Below are 17,559 nucleotides of genomic sequence, written 5' to 3' on the forward strand. Positions count from 1 at the left end.
TCACCGCTGGGCGTCCAGGAACGCGCCGATCTCGGTGGCGATCGCCTCGGCCTGCTCGGACCCGACCGCGTGCGAGGCGCCGGGGTAGACGACGACCGTGCCCCGGCGCAGCGTCCTGCCGGCGACCTGCGCGGCGGTCTCGGTGTCGTGCATGACGGATTCGCCCGCCAGGACCGCCAGCACCGGCATCTGCAGCGCGGCGAGATCCGGCTCCGGGATGAGCGCGGGTTGCGGGAGCTCGATCGTGTAGGCGCTCATCGCGGTCTCGATCATGCGCGCGAGCGGTTCGTCCTCGACGGGAGCGCCGCCGGCCGTGTAGGAGGCGAAGGAGTCGCGCCACGCCTTGGGCAGCCACGGCACCGACGCCGGGATCGCGCGCAGGGCGGTGCCGAGGGGGATGGCCGCGAAGGTGTGCGCCGGGTCGATCAGCACCAGGCTCGCCACCCGTTCCGGGAAGTGCGTGGCCGCGTTGGTGGCCGTCCACCCGCCGATGGACAGGCCGAGGAGGTGGAACTTCTCCGCGGGCAGTGCGGCGAGGGTCTGGTCGAGCCACGCGGCGTTGTCCGCGGAGGTCTCGATCGGCGCCTCCTGCACGCTCATCCCCGGCTCCCCGAGCAGGTCGAGGGCGTAGACGTCGCCGAGCTGGAGCAACGAGGGCATGTTGTCCGCCCACACCGGACTCGGCGAGGAGCGGCCGGGCAGCAGGACGAACGGGTGCTGCGAGCGCGCGTGCGGGGCGCCTTCGAAGCGGTAGACCCGGACGAAGCCGAAATCCGTGCGCACGTCCAGGGTTTCGGCCGGCCGAGGCATGGCCTGCCAGGCCCGCTCGTAGTCGGCCAGGAAAGCGTCGCGACCGGACTGGGAGTTCCAGTGCCCGACAGGGGACGGACTCCGCAGCGCGATACCCGCCACGACCAGCACGAGCGCGACCGCAGCGACGGCGGCCCACGTCCGTCGTCCGCGCTTGCGCCTGCTCGTGGCCTCGGCCTGCCCGCTCATCGTGCCCCGTTCATCCCGAGATGTCCGCGTGGTCCCGGACGTCCAGGGTAGTGGGCGCAAGCGGTCAGGCGGTCGATGTTCGCGCCGAACGGTGGGTGGCGACGATCAGCGCGCTGACCGCCAGCGGGAGCAGCGCCCACGAGGCCGCCGCGACGTACCCGCCCTGCGCCGGGAGCGCCGTGCCGCCCGGCGTCGCGCTCGACAGCAGCAATCCGGTGACCGCGCTGCCCGCGCTGAAGCCGATGCTGCGCACGATCTGGTTGATCGACAGGACGCTGGCCGTCTCCGCCTGCGGCACCCCGGCGAGCACGAGCGCCGGCATCACCGCGGAGATCCCGCCGACGGCGAACCCGAGCAGCGCGAACGCCCCGAGCACCGCCACCAGCGACTGCACGCCGAGGGCGAACAGCAGCGCACCGGCGATGGCGATCACCGTCGACGACGCGTACGCCCACCACTTCCCGACGCGAGTGATGAGCTCTGGCAACGCCTTTCCCGCCACGAACCCGAGCAGGGAGAACGGGATCAGCGCCGCCCCGGCTGCAACGCCGGGAAGCGCGAACCCGTACGGCGCACCGGCCGGTGTCTGCACGTAGCGGGTGAACAGGCTGAACAGGAGGTACAGCCCCACGCCTGCGATGAGCATCGCGACGTTGGCGCGCAGGACCGGCCCGCGAGCGAGCAGCCGCAGGTTCACCAGCGGAGTCGCGGTGCGCAGTTCGACGATGGCCCAGATGCCGAGAGCCGCGACCGAACCGGCGAGGAGAGCGGTTGCGGGCCACGGGGTTTCCCACACCGATCGCTCCGCGATGACCAGGAGGACGCCGAGGGTGCCGAGAGCCAGCAGCAGCGCGCCCACGACGTCGATCCGAGGTCGTGGGCCAGGCGCCTCGACCGGAAGCGCCCGCCAGGCGAGGACCAGCGCGGCGGCCGAGATCAGGAACCCGAGCCAGTACGCCGCGCGCAGACCCGCCAGCTGGTCCACGAGGCTGATCAAGGGGTAGCCGACGCCGATGCCCACCGTGGAGGCGACCGACAGCGCGGCGATCGTCGAGGCCGAGCGCTCGGCCGCCAGGTGCGCACGCGCGACGCTCATCAGCAGTGCCACCACCGCCACGCCCAGCCCCTGCAGGCCGCGCCCGATCAGCAACGCCGCGAACGGCAGGGGCAGAGCCGTCAGCAGCCCGCCCGCGGTGACCAGGGACAGCGCGGCCAGCACGGTCACCCGGCGGTAGGGGCCACCGCCCAGCCTGCCCAGCACGGGACCCGCGATCGCCCCCGTGAACAACGTGACCGTCAACGTCCACTGGGCGGCGTCGAGGGACACGTGCAACCCGGTGGCGACCGGCGTGATCAGCGGCGCGCCGACGCTGCCGACCACCGCTCCGGCCAGCGCCGTGCACACCAGCGCGATGCTCAGCCGGCGGGAGCGGGCGTCGCGGGGACCGTCCGTCACGGCGCTCACCGGTTGGTCTCCTCGGTGATGTGGGCGAACAACCCCGGCTGGATCCTGGTGCGGATCCCGTCGGCCCACGCCTCGTCGACCTGCCCGACGTCCATCGCGGCGCCGACGTTGAGCAGCATCCGGTAGGCGAGGAACGTCTTCACGGTCACCGGTTCGAGCTCGGTCCCGCTCTCGGTGGTGTCCCACATCCTCGCGAAGCACGCGCGGACCGCGTCCTTGACCTCCGGATCGCCGCACGCGGCAAAACCCTGCAGCTGCAACAACAACCAGGTCCGGTCGGCCAGCAGGTCGAAGTACTGGGCGCCCATCGACGACAGCGCTTCCAGGCCGCTGCGGTGCCCGGCCGCGTCGCGCATCCCGTCGCTGACGCGCTCGAACGCCGCCGCGACGAGTTCCAGGAACAGGGCCTTCTTGGTCCCGAACATCCGGAAGACGTAGGGCTGAGTGATGCCCGCCCGCCGCGCGATCGCCTCCGTCGAGGCCCCGTGCAGGCCGTGCTCGGCGAACTCCTCGGCCGCGATGGCTAGTACCTGGGCACGCCGCTGGGATCCGCTCATCCGCTCCGCCACCCGTGCGAAGTTACTAGGTACTGACCACTAACAAAATGTGATGCGCACCCACCTCCGACCGGTCCGAGGAGCCTGAGCGCGATCCGTCTGACCTGCGCGTCCTCAGCCCTCGTCGGTCCGGATCGCTACCATCCGGCCCATGCCCATCAAGCTTGAGAACGTCGGCATCGCCGTGCGCGACCTCGACGCCGCGATCGCGTTCTTCACCGACCTCGGGCTCACGGTCCTGGGCCGCGACACGGTCAGCGGCGAGTGGACCGACACCGCCGTGGGGCTCGACGGCAACCACGCACACATCGCGATGCTCCAGACACCGGACGGTCACGGCCGAATCGAGCTTTTCGAGTACGTGCACCCGGAGGCCATCGAGACGGAGCCGACTCTCCCCAACGAGATCGGCATGCACCGGGTCGCCTTCTCCGTCGACGACATCGACGCGGCGCTGGAGGTGGCCGCCCGGCACGGCTGCCACCCGCTGCGCGGGGTGGCCACCTACGAGGACGTCTACAAGCTCAGCTACCTACGCGGTCCCAGCGGCATCATCGTGATGCTCGCCGAGGAGCTCACGAAGGGCTGATCTGCTCCGCGGCCGCAACGCGCGCCCTGTCGGCGACGGTGCGCAGCGGGAGCCCGAGCGCCCTCGCCGCCGCGGCGACGTCGTCGTGCTCGGGCTTGCTGCGGTGCGGCCCGTGCTTGACCCGGATGCCGTACCCCTCCACCGAAACCGTGCTGGTGCGGCGGGCAAGAGCGGTGCGCTGGACCTCGTGCCTGCGCACGCCCAGCGTCCCGGTCTCGGAGAGCACGATCGCCGTGAGGGCTTCCTCCTGCGCCGGAGCGCAGAGGACGTGCAGGACGTGTGCCGGCCGCGACTTCTTCATCGTCACCGGGCTCGTCCAGGCGTCGGCGGCACCCGCGTCGAGCAGCTGATCCAGCACGTAGCCCAGGGTTTCGCCCGTGACGTCGTCGACCGTGCACTCCACCACGACCATCGTCTCCACCGGCGAGCGGGCGGTGCCCAGCGACGCAGGTAGGACGTTCGGGCGCTGCGGGAACCGCTTGGTTCCGGCACCGAAGGCGGTGGCGCCGAGCGTCATCGCCGGGGGAGGGGTGAAGCGGACGCCCATCGCCGACACCAGCGCGGCGCCGGTCGGGGTGACGGTCTCCCCGTCCAGGTCCGAGCCGACCACCGCTGCGCCTTCCAGCAAGCGCGCGGTCGCCGGTGCGGGCGCGGGCAGCACGCCGTGCGCGCAGCGGACCGTTCCCGACCCCAGCGCGATCGGCGCGGAATGCACTGCGGTGACGCCCATTTCGTGCAAGGCGGCGGCGACTCCGACTGTGTCGACGATGGTGTCCAGTCCGCCGACCTCGTGCAGGTGCACCTCGGCGGGATCGCGGTCGTGCAGCGCGCCCTCCACCCGGGCTATCGATTCGAGGGCCGTGACCGCCATCGTCGCCACCGGTTCCGGCTTCGCCCGGGAGGCGAGCTCGATCAGTTCGGACGCGTGGCGCTCCGGTGCGTCGTCGTCGACGGCCACGACCGCGCGGGTCGCGGCGATGCCGTCCACCTGGACCCGCTCGGCGGTCAGGGAGCAGCCGGTGAGGCCGGTGGACGCGATGGAGTCGCGGACCGCGTCGACCGGTGCGCCGAGGCCCAGCAGCGCGCCCAGCAGCATGTCGCCGGAGAGCCCGGTGGTGGGGTTGAGCCAGAGAATCATCGCCGGGCCACCGTGGCCAGCCGGTGCGCGGCCATCGCGGCCGAGAAGCCCGAATCGATGTTGACCACCGTCAGGCCGGCCGCGCACGAGGTCAGCATCGCCAGCAGCGCCGTGACCCCCTCCAGCGACGCGCCGTAGCCGGTCGAGGTGGGCACCGCGATCACCGGGCAGGACACCAGGCCGCCGACCGCGCTGGCCAGCGCACCCTCCATGCCCGCCACCACGACCACTGCGTCGGCCTGCTGGAGCTCGTCGCTCGCCGCGAGCAGCCGGTGGATCCCGGCGACGCCGACGTCGCGGATCACGCGGGCGCGCAGGCCGATCGCCGCGGCGACCGACTCCGCCTCGGCCGCGACGGGCCAGTCCGAGGTCCCCGCCGTGGCCACGCACAACCGAAAGTCCCGTTTGGCCGCCGGTCGCCACACCAGCAGGCGCGCCGTCTCCTGGTAGCTGCCGCCCGGAACCTCGACGGCCGCGGCGATCTCGGGTTCCACCCGGGTGACCAGCACGGGTCCGCTACTGCGGGCCAGCAGCTCGGTCACGATCCCGGTGATCTCCTCCGGGCGCTTGCCGGGGCCGTAGACCACCTCCGGCAGCCCCTGGCGGGATTCCCGGTCGGTGTCGACCCTGGCGTACCCGAGGTCGCTGAAGCCGGTCATGACGCGCTTCGCGCGGGCAGCAGCGGCAGCAGCACGTTCATCCGGCCGCTCGAGAACCCCGCCATGTCCAGCGCGCAGAACTCGAAACCCGCGTCCCGACCCGCCGCATCGAGCTCGGCGTGGTGCTCGGCCGCGCGGTCGATGTCCTCGGCGGGAACCTCCAGTCGCGCGACCGTCCCCTGCCCGTGCGCGCGCACCCGGCACACCGGGAAGCCCAGCTCGTGGATGGCGGCTTCGGCGCGCTCGACCCGTGCCAGCACCTCGGGCGTGACCGGATCGCCGTAGGCCACCCGGGAAGCGAGGCACGCGGCCGCCGGTTTGTCCGCAGTGGACAGGCCGAGAGCGTCGCTGGCCTCGCGCACCTCGGCCTTGGTGAGGCCCGCGTCCACCATCGGCGCGATCGCCCCGCGCTGCGCCGCGGCGGCCTGACCCGGCCGGTGATCGCCGAGGTCGTCCACGTTGGTGCCCAGCGCGACGCTCGCGCCCATCGCCGCTGCAAGCGGTTCCAGAGCGTCGAACAGCGCGGACTTGCAGTGGTAGCACCGGTTTCCGTCGTTGGCGGCGTACTCCGGCCGGTCCGCTTCGTCGGTGCACACCTCGACGTGGGGGAAGCCCTGATCCCGCGCGAAGCGCTTGGCCTGCTTGCGCTCCTCGGCGGGCAGGCTCGGTGACACGGCGGTGACCGCGAGCATCCGCGAACCCAGCACCTGATGCGCCACCACTGCCAGCAGCGCCGAGTCCACACCTCCGGAGAAGGCCACGACCAGGGCTCGCTCGGTGCTGACCCGCGTCCGCAGGCGGTCCAATCCCGTCACGACCTCACTCCTCACGCACGCGCGGTCAACCCAGGCGGTCACACCCGACTCTAACTCCATCGGGCGACGCGTCCCATGCCGTCGAAGGAGATCTTTCCGGTGGTCAAGGAGCCTTTTGGCGGACCGTTCGGGGTGCTAGTGCGGACGCGCCAGTCCGTCCCCCGACCGAGTGGCTCTCCACGGATCGAGAGCCCGATCGACCTACCTTCCGAGGAGAACGTGCCGACGGGAGGAGACTGCGGTGACCGACAACAACGCTGCCCAGCAGATCGCGTCCGGATACGCGGCAGGCGGAGCCGCCGTGGACCTCGGGGCCGTGGTCATCGACAACGACGCCGACGCCGAGGCCCAGGTGCGCATCCCGCTGGCCACGCTCAACCGCCACGGCCTGGTCGCCGGGGCGACCGGCACCGGCAAGACCAAGACGCTGCAGCTGCTGGCCGAACAGCTCTCCGAAGCCGGTGTCCCGGTAGTGCTCGCCGACATCAAGGGCGACCTCTCCGGAATGGCCCAGCCCGGCGAAGGCGGCGACAAGCTCACCGCCCGCGCCCAGGACGTCGGCGACGACTGGCAGGCGAGCGCCTACCCGGTGCAGTTCCTGTCACTGGGGACCCACGGCAGGGGAGTGCCGATCCGGGCGTCGATCACCAGCTTCGGGCCGCTGCTGCTGGCGAAGGTGCTCGGTCTCAACGCCACCCAGGAATCCACCCTCGGCCTGATCTTCCACTGGGCCGATCAGCGCGGGCTCGCGCTGCTGGACACCAAGGACCTCCGTTCGGTCATCCAGTACCTGACCAGCGACGAGGGCAAGGAGGATCTCAAGGGCATCGGCGGCGTCTCGGCCGCCAGCGCCGGGGTGATCCTGCGAGCGCTGTCGAACCTGGAGGCCCAGGGCGGCGACGAGTTCTTCGGCGAACCGGAGCTGGAGGTGGCCGACCTGCTCCAGCAGGTCGACGCCAAGGGCGTGGTCAACCTGCTCGAGCTCAGCGAGGTGCAGACCAACCCGGTCCTGTTCTCCACCTTCCTGATGTGGCTGCTCGCGGAGCTGTTCGAGGAACTGCCCGAGGCCGGCGATCTCGACCGGCCCAAGCTCGTGTTCTTCTTCGACGAGGCCCACCTGCTGTTCAACGACGCGTCGAAGGCGTTCCTGGACAGCATCGAGCAGACCGTGAAGCTCATCCGGTCCAAGGGGGTGGGCGTGTTCTTCTGCACGCAGCTGCCCACCGACGTGCCCAATCCTGTGCTCTCGCAGCTCGGCGCCCGCGTCCAGCACGCCATCCGCGCTTTCACCCCGGAAGACCAGAAGGCGTTGTCGCGGACGGTGAAGACCTACCCGACCACCGAGCACTACGACCTCGGTCAGGCGCTGACCTCGCTCGGCACCGGCGAGGCGATCGTGACCGTGCTGTCCGAGACCGGCTCGCCGACGCCGGTCGCGTGGACGCGGCTGCGGGCACCGCGTTCGCTGATGGGCGCCATCGGTGAGGACGCCGTCGCCTCGTCGGCCGAATCCTCCCCGCTGCACGCGAAGTACTCCGGGACGATCGATCGCGAGTCCGCCTACGAGAAGCTCGCGCAGAAGGTTCCGGAGGGCACCGAGGAACCCGCGGCCGAGGCTCCGAAGAAGGGCGAGGCGCAGGACGCCGGGATGTTCCAGAAGGCGATGGAGAACCCCGCGGTGCGCTCGTTCTTCCGCTCCGCCGCCAGCGCGGTCGGGCGCGAGGTGACCCGGGGACTGTTCGGCAACAGGAGGCGCTGACACCGCGTCACTCGATCAGGTAGGGTCCTGGCGACTCATTCACGCGGGAGCTCGGGCGAACCGGGCTGAGAGGGTGGCACGCACGCGCCACCGACCGCAGAACCTGTCCGGATAATGCCGGCGTAGGGAGCTGTCGATGGCGCTTGACGTCGAACGGTCCGAAGTCCCCAACACCTTGGACGAACCGGCGCCGAGAACGCTGGGAGTGCTCGACCAGGGCGCTTTCTGGGGAAACCTCGGCGTGAGCCTGCTGGGCTTCAGCGGAGCGCTCGCGGTGCTCGCACCCGCCGGGGTCCCGCAGCTGTCGTTCCTGGCGGCGGTCACGGCGACCGTCGTGGGCACCGTGCTGGGCAGCATCATGGTCGGCATCGCCGCGATCCCCGGCGCCCGCACGGGAGCGCCGGCGATGATGCTGCTGCGCGGGCTGTTCGGGACCCGCCTGTCCTACGTGCCGACCGTGCTCAACATCCTGCAGCTGGTCGGCTGGGGCACCTTCGAACTGCTGGTGATCGCACAAGGTGCCGAGGCGCTGTTCGGCGGCGGCCCGCAGTGGCTCTACGTGCTCATCGCCGGAGTGCTCACCACCGCGCTGACGCTGCGTCCGCTCGGCGCGCTGCGCCTGCTGCGCCGCTACGTGAGCGTCGCGGTGCTCATCGCGATGGTCTACTTCTTCGTGCAGCTGCTGCTGGAACCGATCCCTGCGATGAACGAGGGTTCGTGGGAGGGCTTCTGGCCCGGGGCGGACGCGGCGCTGGCGGTCGCGGTGTCCTGGCTGCCGGTTGCCTCCGACTACTCGCGGCACTCGCGCTCGGCGAGCGGAGCGTTCACCGCCGCGACCGTGGGCTACTCCGTCACCCAGATCGCCTGCTACCTGCTGGGCCTGCTGGGACTGGCGCTGGTCGGGTTCGACGGCGACAAGGCCTTCGACCCGCTGCTGGCCGCGCCGCTGGGCGTGCTGTTCTTCGCGGTGCTGGTGTTGCGCGAGGTCGACCAGTCCTTCGCCGACACCTACTCGACCGCGGTGTCCATCCAGAACCTGCGCCCCAGCGCGGATCGCCGGCTGCTGAGCCTCCTCGTCGGCGTGGTCAGCACACTGGCCGCGCTGACCATGGACATCGAGCAGTTCTCCAGCTTCCTGCTGCTGATCGGGTCGGTCTTCGTGCCGATGTTCGGCGTGCTGGCGGTGGACTACTTCTACAACGCGCGCACGCGCGAGTGGGACATCTCGGCGCAAGCCCCCTCCCGCTGGGGCATGCTCCTGGCGTGGCTGCTGGGATTCGCGGCCTTCCAGCTGATCAACCCCGGCGAGCTGGGCTGGTGGACCACCTTGTGGACCGCTGCCCGGGAGGCCGCCGGATTCACCGTTCCCACCTGGATGAGCGCCGCGCTGACCTCCTTCGTGATCTCCGCCGTGGCCGCCGGTCTCATCGGCCTGCTCAGCAGGGTCCGGCAGAAGTCCTAGGAGTTGTTCCAAGGTCGGAGTTGCATGGCGGTGCGCCCTTGCAACGGCTGCTCAGCAGCGATCGGAAAGGACCCCTTGGCCCCGGGCGGGTTGTCGCGAGAATCGGCCGGTTCCCGCGACACCCCGCCCGAGGACCGGGGACGGCCCCAGCCAGGAGGGGCGGTGGTGGCTGGAGCCGTCGTTCCGGGGTGCCGGGATCAGTGGTCCCGGCGGGCGACCAGGTGGGCCAGCGCGGTGAGGGCGTCCGCCGCGTTCGCCTCCGGATCGGCCCTGCGGAGGTCGGAGAGCGCGGCCGCGAGCAGCTCGTCGGCCTGTCCCTGACTCCACGCCCGCCCGCCGGCGAGCGTGACCAGCTCGGCCGCCTGGGCGAGCTCGCCGCTGATCAGCGGCTGCTCCCGGTAGTACAGCCCGGCCAGCCGCTGGCCCGCGCTGGTGCCGGAGGTCAGCGCGGAGACCACCGGCAGCGTCTTCTTGCGGGTGCGCAGGTCGGAGAACACCGGCTTCCCGGTCATCGCCGGATCGCCCCAGATGCCCAGCAGGTCGTCGACGTGCTGGAACGCCAGGCCGAGCCGCTCGCCGAAGCTCCGCATGCGGGTGATCTGCTCGGGAGAACCGCCACCGTAGAGCGCCCCGAGCGCGCACGCGCACCCCAGCAGGGCGCCGGTCTTGTCGCGCGCCATCCGCTGGCACGCCGCGAGGTCGACGTCGGCGCGGGTCTCGAACTCCAGGTCCGAGTTCTGCCCGTCGATGAGGCCCAGCACAGCGCTGCTGAGCATCCGCACCGCGCTCGCCGATTCCGGGTGCTGCGAGGAGGCGAGCACGTCGGCGGCCAGCGTCAGCAGCGCGTCGCCCGCCAGGATCGCCGTGGCGTTGCCGAACACCGTCCACGCGGTGGGCCGGTGCCGACGCGTCACGTCGCCGTCCATCACGTCGTCGTGCAGCAACGAGAAGTTGTGCACCAGCTCCACCGCCACCGCGGCCGGAACCGCGTCGGCCGGATCCCCGCCCACGGCGGAGGCGCTGAGCAGCACCATCGTCGGCCGCATCGCCTTGCCCCGGTCGGCCCGCACCGGGTTGCCCCGCTCGTCGAGCCAGCCCAGGTGGTAGCCGGCGACCTGGCGCATCCGGTCGGGGAGCCGGTCCACCGCCGCCCGCAGCGCGGGCTCGACCATCGTTCGACTGCTGGTCAGCGCCTCGAACGCCTGACCCGCCCGGTTCGCGTCCTGCTGCATCGTCGTCATTGCGGGTTCCTCTCGCTCAGCGGGTGATTTCGACGTTCTCCACGACGCCGAGCGCGTCCGGGACCAGCACCGCGGCGGAGAAGTAGGCGCTGACCAGGTAGGAGATGACCGCCTGCTCGTTGATGCCGGTGAACCGCACCGACACCCCGGCCTCGTGCTCGTCGGAGATGCCGGTCTGGTGCAGCCCGACGACGCCGTGGTCGTCCTCGCCGGTGCGCATGCACAGGATCGAGGTGGTGCCCCTGTCGCTGATCGGGATCTTGTCCGTGGGCAGGATGGGGACGCCGCGCCAGGCCTGCACGGTTCTTCCCTGGACCTCGACCGCGTTCGGGTAGAGGCCGCGCTTGCTGCACTCCCGGCCGAACGCGGCGATTGCCCGCGGATGTGCGAGGAAGAACCGGGACTTGCGGCGACGGGACAGCAGTTCGTCGAGATCTTCCGGGGCGGGTGGACCGGTGCGGGTGTGCAAGCGCTGCTGGAGGTCGGCGTTGTGCAGGAGTCCGAAGTCGCGGTTGTTGATGAGTTCGTGCTCTTGGCGTTCGCGGAGGGCTTCGATGGTGAGTCGGAGCTGTTGTTCGGTCTGGTTCATCGGTTGGTTGTAGAGGTCGGCGACGCGGCTGTGGACGCGGAGAACCGTTTGGGCGACGCTGAGTTCGTATTCGCGGGGGGGACATCTCGTAGTCGACGAAGGTTCCGGTGAGCGCGGGTTCGCCGGAGTGTCCGGAGGCGATGTCGATGTCGGCCTCGCCGTGCGGGTTGTGCGGGCGGGCCGGCCCGGAGAGCGCCTGTCGCACGTGTTCGCGCAGAGCCTCAGAAGAACCGTTGAGCTCCTGGAAGGTTCTGCGGCCCAAGGACAGGACGGTGCACGGGGTCACCGCCTTGTAGCTGGCGTCCCACTCGCCGTCCTCACCGGCGAGGACCTGGGCGCCGAAGTACTGGCCGTCGGCGAGCACGTCCAGCACGGTCTGGTCGCCGTACTCGCCGGTGCCGATCTTGTTGACCTTGCCGTGGGCGATGAGCACGACCTCCTCGGCGGGCTCGCCGGAGGTGGCGATCACCTCGCCGGGCTCGAACTGGCGCTGCACGAACCGGTCGGCCAGGGCGCGCAGCGCGGACTCGTCGTCAAAACCGCGCAGCAGCGGGAGTTCCTGCAACTCCTGGGGGATGACGCGGACGTCGGCTCCGGTGTTGCTGAAGGTGATCCGGCCGTCCCCGAGGGTGTAGCTCAACCGCCGGTTCACGCGGTACACGCCACCGGCCGCCTGCACCCAGGGCAGCATTCGCAGCAACCACCGGGAGGTGATGCCCTGCATCTGCGGGGCCGATTTGGTCGTGGTCGCGAGATTTCTCGCGGCCGCGGTGCTCAGGCTCAGCTGCGGGGCTTCGGTGTCGGCAGGGTTCGGATCGGTCGCAGTCACGACAGAAATACCACCAATCATCGGGATGAGAAATCGTCGAGAAGGGCTCGACACGGGGGCTCGATGGAAGGTCTCGAGACGGGCGCAAAAGGTGAATCGGCGAATGTCGTCGAGTAATTCGAGAAGGGTGGAAGAGAATTGTTGGCCGCGCCGGATCGGCGGGCCTCGTCGTTGCTTCCGGTCGAAACGCTAGCACCGGGCCACCGGGCCGTACAGTCACCCGAAAGTGCTGAGGGGAGCAATACGCGGTGGTCAGCGCAGGGTGCGTTCATGATCGCCCGATCTTCCGATTGCGCGACGCAGGGTGGTCCCGGTGGTCCCGGCGGGGTGCCGATTTCGGGGCAGGTTCAGTCGGGTGAACCAATGTCGAGGCGGTCCTCGCGGAGGCTTCGCCGTCGTATTGCTCCACCCGGGCGACGGTTGTGTGAAGTCGAATTCCACGAATCGGGTTATCCAATTCCAGCGGATCTTGGGCGTATTGTTCGAAGGCGTGGTTCTGCCGGCTGTTTCCCGGGTTCGGTCGCGATCGGTGAAGGCCCATCAGAATCCGCGAACCGGTTAGATGTTCTCTCCAGGAGGCGATTTCGCGTGAAGTGGAACCTGCGGTTGGTCGCGGCGCAGCGCGGTATCTGGAAGGCCACCGACCTGCAGCGGAGATTCGCCGAGCACGGCCTGGTGATATCCGCGGGGAAGATGTCCGGCCTGTGGTCGAAGACTCCCGCGAGCCTGAAGTTGGAAGATCTCGACGTCATCTGCCGAGTGCTGGGGTGCGAGGTGGGTGAGCTCCTCGAACCCGAGGCTCCGCGGGTGCCCGTGCCGCGACAACCGGACGGCGCGCGCGGCCCGATCGCGGGGGTCGCGGAGTGAACCTCGTCATCACCGGTGCGCTCTGGGTTCTGGGTGCAGCGGTCGGCGCGGCGATCATCGGCTACCTGGTCCGCAGGATCGGGCAGGACGAGGGGAGCCCGAGCAACAACGACGCGGCCGGGCAGGTGTTCACGATCGTCAGCGGACTGCAGGCCGTGGTCCTGGCGTTCGTACTCGTGACGCTCTTCGACGCGGTCTCCGACGCGCGCGATGGCGCCTACACCGAAGCGCAGGAGCTCGTCGCCGTGTCCTGGGCGATGGAGTCGTTGCCCGCGCCGGACGCGACCGAGGTCCGGGACAACAGCCTGGCCTACGTGAACGGGGTGATCCGGGACGAGTGGCCGTCGATGCAGCGCGGAACTCCGGTGGGCGGCCCGGGCTGGGAACGGCTCGACAAGATCCGGGCAGCCGTGGTCAGCGCGGAGGCCGACGGTGAGTTCCAGGAGGACCGCAAGTCCGAGGCGCTGGACAAGCTCAACGAGGTCTAATCCGAGCGGCACGAACGTCTCACGCGAGCCTTCGACCGAGGGGTCGTCGCGGTCGTGTGGTTCGTGCTGATCGTCGGGAGCCTGGTGTGCGTGCTGCTGCCGAACCTCTTCGGTGGCACGAAGTTGTTCCCGCACATCGTGCTGGTGTCCACGTTGGCCGGCGCGCTGGCGCTGCTGCTGTTCGCGATCTTCCAACTGCAGAACCCGTTCAGCGGCGGGTCTCGGATCGAACCGGAGGCCTTCCAGTGGGCGCTCGCACGTCTCGGGCGGGGCTAGCCGGAGCGTTCCTGATCCTGGCGACGGTCGTGGCCCCGGCGGCCGAGGCGGAGCAGGCGTGCGAGGCGTTGCAGATCCGCACCACCGGCACCACCTCGCAGCTGTACCGGGTGAGGCTGCCGGGCTTCGCCGACACCAGGGTCGGGACGTTGCCGCACCGGATGAACGCCCTCGGGTATTCGGCGGCGCAGGGCTGGGCTTACGGGATCGCGGAGGGCTTCTCCGACGGCGGCCACGTGATGGCGCTGCGTCCGTCCGACCCGCCGCTGGACCTGGGCCCGGTCGTCGCCGGACGTGACGACACCCCGTGGAACCCGATCGAGCACCCCACGGCCGGTGCGATCCGCGGGAAGCGCTGGTACGTCCTGGAGGACGACCGCCTGCACGTGGTGGACGTCGACCCGGACAGCTCCACCTTCCGCCACGTGCTGTCGTCGGTCGAGCTGGAGGAGCGCCACGGACCCTTCAGCGTCGACGACTTCGACATCGGGTCGGACGGGCTGCTCTACGGGGTCGCCCTGACCTACTCGGGCATCCCCGCGGTGGTCCGGCTCGACCAGCGCTCCGGAGTGGTCGAGCCGGTCGTGTGGCTGCCGGGCCTGCTCCCGGACTCCTACGGGTCGGTCGTGATCGGCGAGGACGACTCGCTCTACGTCACCGCCAACCGCAGCGGTGGCATCTACCGGGTCAGCGGTGGCGGCGAACTGGCGAAACTGGCCGAAGTGCCCCGCATGTCCAGTTCTGATGCGGCGGGGTGCCTGCGGCGCACCCCGCCGCCGGAACCGCCGACGCCACCGCCGACGCCGTCCCCACCCACGACGACGCCACCCACCCACGACCACGCCACCCACGACGGCTCCGCCGACGTCGACGGAGGCTCCGCCGACCTCGACCTCACCCGCCCCCGAACCGTCCACCTCCACGCCGGCGCCGAGCGAGACGCCGACTCCTGCTCGCCCTCCGGCACCACCTGAACCGGTCGAGGAGCCGGTCGAAACGCCCGAATCCTCCTCTCCCGCACCACCGTCCGAGGAGGTCGAAGCCGACGAGTCCGGGCACACCACGCAGGAGAAGCGCCGCTGGGGGCTGGCCGCGCTGGTGCTGCTGATCGGCGGGAGCGCCGCCGCGCGCGGGCTGGCACGTCGCTGACGGGGGAGTGGCGCTGGTAACGACCGTGGGATCCGGAGGTGATGTCAACGGCTAGGCTCCCGCGCATGTTGCAGGCACGGGATGAACGGACGCTGCTCCGCTGCGGGACCGCGGGCGCGGTGCTGTTCGTGGCGGTGTTCCTGGTGTTGGGCTCGGTGAAGTCGGGATACGACCCGCTCCGCCACCCGGTGAGCTCGCTGGCCATCGGCTCGCTCGGCTGGGCGCAGGCGGTGAGCTTCTGCATCAGCGGGGTTCTGGTGACCAGTTCCGCGTTCGGGATGCGGTCGGTGCTGCTGCGGTTGGGCGGCGACTGGTGGGTCCCCGGTCTGATCATCGCAGTCGGTGTCGGGCTCATCGGCGCCGGTTTCTTCACCACGGACCCGATCAACGGCTATCCGCCGGGCGTGGCGGGCGGGATCACCGCGACAGGAGCGCTGCACCAGTTCTTCTCGGCCGGCGTGTTCCTGGGGTTCCCCGCGGCTAGCGCGCTGCTGGCGCGGCTGTTCTGGGGCGCCAGGCACCCGTGGTGGGCCGCGTTCTGCCTCGTGACGGCGGTGGCCTTCGCCGCGGGGTTCGTGCTCGCGGTGCTGGGATTCGCCGGGATTCCCGATTTCCAGCCCTACGCCGGGCTCTACCAGCGCATCGCGTTGTGCGTCGGGTTCGGCTGGTTGCTGATGCTCGCGCAGTTCCTGCGCAGCGCGCACTTCTCCCGCGCCTTCAACGTGCGGGTCAGGACGGCCTGACGCCCCGGCCCTCGCGGGACCGGGGCGTCGGAGGAGTGCTCAGTCCTGGGCCAGGCGCGGCGGGAACCCGCCGGTGGCGATCGGGCCCCAGCGTTCGATGGTGATCCGGATGAGGGATTTGTCCTGACGGACCATCGCCTCTCGGTACTCGTCCCAGTCCGGGTGCTCACCCGAGATGCACCGGAAGTACTCGACCAGGCCTTCCAGGGCGTCGGGCATGTCGAGCACCTCGGCCGTGCCGTCGACCTGAACCCACGGGCCGTTCCACTCGTCGGAGACCACGCACACCGATGCCCGGGGGTTCCGGCGCAGGTTGCGGGCCTTGGCCCGGTCCGGGTAGGTCGCGATGACCAGCCGCCCGTCGGTGTCCACACCGCACGTCAGCGGAGACATCTGCGGTCCGCCGTCCGCCTTCGTGGTGATCAGGACTGCCTTGTGCCGCGGCCGGAGGAACTCCAGAAGCGCCTCGCGGTCGACCTTGTCTGCGGTGGCGATCGCCATGAACAGCTCCTCGAAACAGATCGCAGGGAACGCCTTCCAGCCTAGCCCGCGAGGCGGGCGGTCGCCCGCCATCCACTGTGGACAGCGGGAGACCGTCGGCGTTGCGCTGTTCCTAGATGCGCTCGAAGACCGCAGCGAGACCCTGGCCGCCCCCGATGCACATCGTCTCGAGGCCGTAGCGGGCGTTCCGGCGCTGCATCTCCCGCGACAGCGTCGCCAAGATCCGGCCACCGGTGGCGCCGACCGGGTGTCCCAGGGAGATGCCGGAACCGTTGACGTTGAGCCGGTCGAAGTCGGCGTGCGTGAACTCCCACTCGCGGGTGCAGGCCAGCACCTGCGCCGCGAACGCCTCGTTGAGCTCGATGAGGTCCACCTCGGCGAGACCGATCCCCGCTCGCTGCAGGGCCTTGGCGGTGGCGGGCACCGGCCCGATGCCCATGGTGCGCGGAGGCACGCCTGCCCGCGCCCACGACACCAGTTTCACGAGCGGGCGGAGTCCGAGCTCGGCGGCCCTCTCGGGAGTGGTGACCACGCAGATCGCCGCGGCGTCGTTCTGGCCGCTGGCGTTGCCCGCGGTCACGGTCGCCTCGGGATCGTTCTTGCCCAGCACCGGCTTGAGCCCGGCCAGCTGCTCCTCGGTGGTGTCCGGCCGCGGGTGCTCGTCGGTGTCGACCACGACGTCACCCTTGCGGGAGGGCACTGCGACCGGAACGATCTCGTCGTCGAAACGGCCCGCCTGCTGGGCTTCGGCGGCCCGCTGCTGCGAGCGGACGGCCAGCTCGTCCTGCTCGGCGCGCGGAATGCCGTATTCGCGGCGCAGGTTCTCGGCGGTCTCGAGCATCCCGCCCGGCACCGGGTGGTCCTTGCCTCCCGCCGTCGTGCGGCCCCGGGCCAGCGAGTCGTGCAGCTGGAGGCCGCTGCCGCGCACGCCCCACCGCGCCTCGGTCGTGTAGAACGGCGCGCTGCTCATGCTCTCGGCGCCACCGGCCAGCACGACGTCGCTGACCCCGGTCTGCACCTGCATCGCGGCGTCGAGGACGGCCTGCAGGCCCGAACCGCAGCGGCGGTCGATCTGGGTGCCACCGACCTCGACGGGAAGTCCGGCGTCCAGGGCGGCGACCCGGCCGATCGCCGGGGCCTCCGAGGTGGGGTAGCAGTGGCCGAGGACGACCTCGTCGATCGCCTCGCCGGGCAGCCCGGTGCGCTCCAGCAAGCCCTTGATCGCGGTGGTGGCCAGTTCCACCGCTGAGACGGTCTTGAACACTCCGCCGAACCGTCCGATCGGGGTTCGCAGCGGCTCGCAGATCACCGCTTCGCGCATCGCTAGCTCCTTCGCGTTGGTACGCCGCCGTTTCGGACGTCGTTGTGTCGTTGGTAGCACAGCGCGGGAGCCCACCGTAAACAGCGGCGATTATGTTCTTCCGCGTCTCACC

General features: G+C 70.6%; 15 protein-coding genes and 2 pseudogenes. 7 read left to right on the forward strand and 10 right to left on the reverse strand.

All coding sequences use genetic code 11. The features are described 5' to 3' along the window. From ACYVF3_RS30175 to ACYVF3_RS30185, 3 genes are all read right to left on the reverse strand, one after another. Positions 1-999, reverse strand: a complete 999-nt coding sequence (locus tag ACYVF3_RS30175; RefSeq protein WP_461157673.1) for an alpha/beta fold hydrolase — start codon at positions 997-999, stop codon at positions 1-3. A 64-nt stretch (positions 1,000-1,063) separates the two neighbouring features. Beyond that, the gene (locus ACYVF3_RS30180; protein ID WP_461157674.1) at positions 1,064-2,464 is read right to left on the reverse strand and encodes an MFS transporter; all 1,401 of its coding nucleotides are present in this window, start codon (positions 2,462-2,464) and stop codon (positions 1,064-1,066) included. Beyond that, positions 2,461-3,033 carry a TetR/AcrR family transcriptional regulator gene (locus ACYVF3_RS30185; RefSeq protein ID WP_461157675.1) on the reverse strand — a complete coding sequence of 191 codons (573 nt, stop codon included), beginning with the start codon at positions 3,031-3,033 and terminating at the stop codon, positions 2,461-2,463. Before ACYVF3_RS30185 ends, ACYVF3_RS30180 begins: the two co-directional genes overlap by 4 nt. Positions 3,034-3,172: 139 nt before the next feature. Here ACYVF3_RS30185 and ACYVF3_RS30190 point away from each other — a divergent pair, with 139 nt between their 5' ends. Further along, positions 3,173-3,610 (forward strand): VOC family protein, encoded by a 438-nt coding sequence (locus ACYVF3_RS30190; RefSeq protein ID WP_461157676.1) that lies wholly within the window; start codon positions 3,173-3,175, stop codon positions 3,608-3,610. On the opposite strand, the gene larC is transcribed toward ACYVF3_RS30190, so the two are convergent. The 3 genes from larC to larE are packed head-to-tail and all read right to left on the reverse strand — an operon-like array spanning position 3,597 to position 6,222. Then, a complete protein-coding gene (gene larC / locus ACYVF3_RS30195; protein ID WP_461157677.1) occupies positions 3,597-4,748 on the reverse strand; it encodes a nickel pincer cofactor biosynthesis protein LarC in 1,152 nt (383 codons plus the stop codon). The two genes, ACYVF3_RS30190 and larC, sit on opposite strands and share 14 nt — an antisense overlap. Further along, positions 4,745-5,407 (reverse strand): nickel pincer cofactor biosynthesis protein LarB, encoded by a 663-nt coding sequence (gene larB, locus ACYVF3_RS30200; protein ID WP_461157678.1) that lies wholly within the window; start codon positions 5,405-5,407, stop codon positions 4,745-4,747. The genes larC and larB overlap by 4 nt, the downstream gene beginning before the upstream one ends. Next, on the reverse strand, positions 5,404-6,222 hold the full coding sequence (larE, locus tag ACYVF3_RS30205) for an ATP-dependent sacrificial sulfur transferase LarE (protein ID WP_461157679.1): 819 nt from the start codon (positions 6,220-6,222) through the stop codon (positions 5,404-5,406). The genes larB and larE overlap by 4 nt, the downstream gene beginning before the upstream one ends. A gap of 241 nt (positions 6,223-6,463) precedes the next feature. On the opposite strand from larE, the gene ACYVF3_RS30210 reads away from it, so the two are divergent. Both ACYVF3_RS30210 and ACYVF3_RS30215 read left to right on the forward strand, forming a co-directional pair. Continuing rightward, the gene (locus ACYVF3_RS30210) at positions 6,464-7,981 is read left to right on the forward strand and encodes a helicase HerA-like domain-containing protein (RefSeq protein WP_461157680.1); all 1,518 of its coding nucleotides are present in this window, start codon (positions 6,464-6,466) and stop codon (positions 7,979-7,981) included. Between the two features lie 136 nt (positions 7,982-8,117). Then, the gene (locus tag ACYVF3_RS30215) at positions 8,118-9,443 is read left to right on the forward strand and encodes a purine-cytosine permease family protein (RefSeq protein WP_461157681.1); all 1,326 of its coding nucleotides are present in this window, start codon (positions 8,118-8,120) and stop codon (positions 9,441-9,443) included. 197 nt (positions 9,444-9,640) lie between these two features. Here the strand turns inward: ACYVF3_RS30215 and ACYVF3_RS30220 are convergent, their stop codons facing one another. Together ACYVF3_RS30220 and ACYVF3_RS30225 are read right to left on the reverse strand one after the other, a co-directional pair. Beyond that, on the reverse strand, positions 9,641-10,684 hold the full coding sequence (locus ACYVF3_RS30220; protein ID WP_461157682.1) for a family 2 encapsulin nanocompartment cargo protein polyprenyl transferase: 1,044 nt from the start codon (positions 10,682-10,684) through the stop codon (positions 9,641-9,643). A 16-nt stretch (positions 10,685-10,700) separates the two neighbouring features. Beyond that, a pseudogene (locus tag ACYVF3_RS30225) lies at positions 10,701-12,102 on the reverse strand (family 2B encapsulin nanocompartment shell protein). Between the two features lie 588 nt (positions 12,103-12,690). Between ACYVF3_RS30225 and ACYVF3_RS30230 the strand changes: the two are divergent. The 4 genes and pseudogenes from ACYVF3_RS30230 (at position 12,691) to ACYVF3_RS30245 (ending at position 15,625) form a co-directional block, all read left to right on the forward strand. After that, on the forward strand, positions 12,691-12,969 hold the full coding sequence (locus ACYVF3_RS30230) for a helix-turn-helix domain-containing protein (protein ID WP_461157683.1): 279 nt from the start codon (positions 12,691-12,693) through the stop codon (positions 12,967-12,969). Next, a pseudogene (locus ACYVF3_RS30235) lies at positions 12,966-13,733 on the forward strand (bestrophin-like domain). Before ACYVF3_RS30230 ends, ACYVF3_RS30235 begins: the two are co-directional and overlap by 4 nt. Continuing rightward, the gene (locus ACYVF3_RS30240; protein ID WP_461157684.1) at positions 13,703-14,707 is read left to right on the forward strand and encodes a DUF6923 family protein; all 1,005 of its coding nucleotides are present in this window, start codon (positions 13,703-13,705) and stop codon (positions 14,705-14,707) included. The pseudogene ACYVF3_RS30235 and the gene ACYVF3_RS30240 overlap by 31 nt, the downstream one beginning before the upstream one ends. Positions 14,708-14,947: 240 nt before the next feature. Further along, positions 14,948-15,625 (forward strand): DUF998 domain-containing protein, encoded by a 678-nt coding sequence (locus ACYVF3_RS30245; protein WP_461157685.1) that lies wholly within the window; start codon positions 14,948-14,950, stop codon positions 15,623-15,625. Between the two features lie 39 nt (positions 15,626-15,664). On the opposite strand, the gene ACYVF3_RS30250 is transcribed toward ACYVF3_RS30245, so the two are convergent. Together ACYVF3_RS30250 and ACYVF3_RS30255 are read right to left on the reverse strand one after the other, a co-directional pair. After that, entirely contained in the window at positions 15,665-16,126 is a 462-nt protein-coding gene (locus tag ACYVF3_RS30250; protein WP_461157686.1) for a PPOX class F420-dependent oxidoreductase, read from the reverse strand. Between the two features lie 112 nt (positions 16,127-16,238). Next, positions 16,239-17,447 carry an acetyl-CoA C-acetyltransferase gene (locus tag ACYVF3_RS30255; RefSeq protein ID WP_461157687.1) on the reverse strand — a complete coding sequence of 403 codons (1,209 nt, stop codon included), beginning with the start codon at positions 17,445-17,447 and terminating at the stop codon, positions 16,239-16,241. Between the last annotated feature and the right edge of the window lie 112 nt (positions 17,448-17,559).

The sequence above is a fragment of the Saccharopolyspora tripterygii genome, from assembly GCF_054778355.1.

Excerpts from the sequence above, each read along its gene's own strand:
- ACYVF3_RS30175 (WP_461157673.1), bottom strand. The coding sequence starts at position 999 with ATGAGCGGGCAGGCCGAGGCCACGAGCAGGCGCAAGCGCGGACGACGG.
- ACYVF3_RS30190 (WP_461157676.1), top strand. The coding sequence starts at position 3,173 with ATGCCCATCAAGCTTGAGAACGTCGGCATCGCCGTGCGCGACCTCGAC.
- larC (WP_461157677.1), bottom strand. The coding sequence starts at position 4,748 with ATGATTCTCTGGCTCAACCCCACCACCGGGCTCTCCGGCGACATGCTG.
- larB (WP_461157678.1), bottom strand. The coding sequence starts at position 5,407 with ATGACCGGCTTCAGCGACCTCGGGTACGCCAGGGTCGACACCGACCGG.
- ACYVF3_RS30215 (WP_461157681.1), top strand. The coding sequence starts at position 8,118 with ATGGCGCTTGACGTCGAACGGTCCGAAGTCCCCAACACCTTGGACGAA.
- ACYVF3_RS30220 (WP_461157682.1), bottom strand. The coding sequence starts at position 10,684 with ATGACGACGATGCAGCAGGACGCGAACCGGGCGGGTCAGGCGTTCGAG.
- ACYVF3_RS30245 (WP_461157685.1), top strand. The coding sequence starts at position 14,948 with ATGTTGCAGGCACGGGATGAACGGACGCTGCTCCGCTGCGGGACCGCG.
- ACYVF3_RS30250 (WP_461157686.1), bottom strand. The coding sequence starts at position 16,126 with ATGGCGATCGCCACCGCAGACAAGGTCGACCGCGAGGCGCTTCTGGAG.
- ACYVF3_RS30255 (WP_461157687.1), bottom strand. The coding sequence starts at position 17,447 with ATGCGCGAAGCGGTGATCTGCGAGCCGCTGCGAACCCCGATCGGACGG.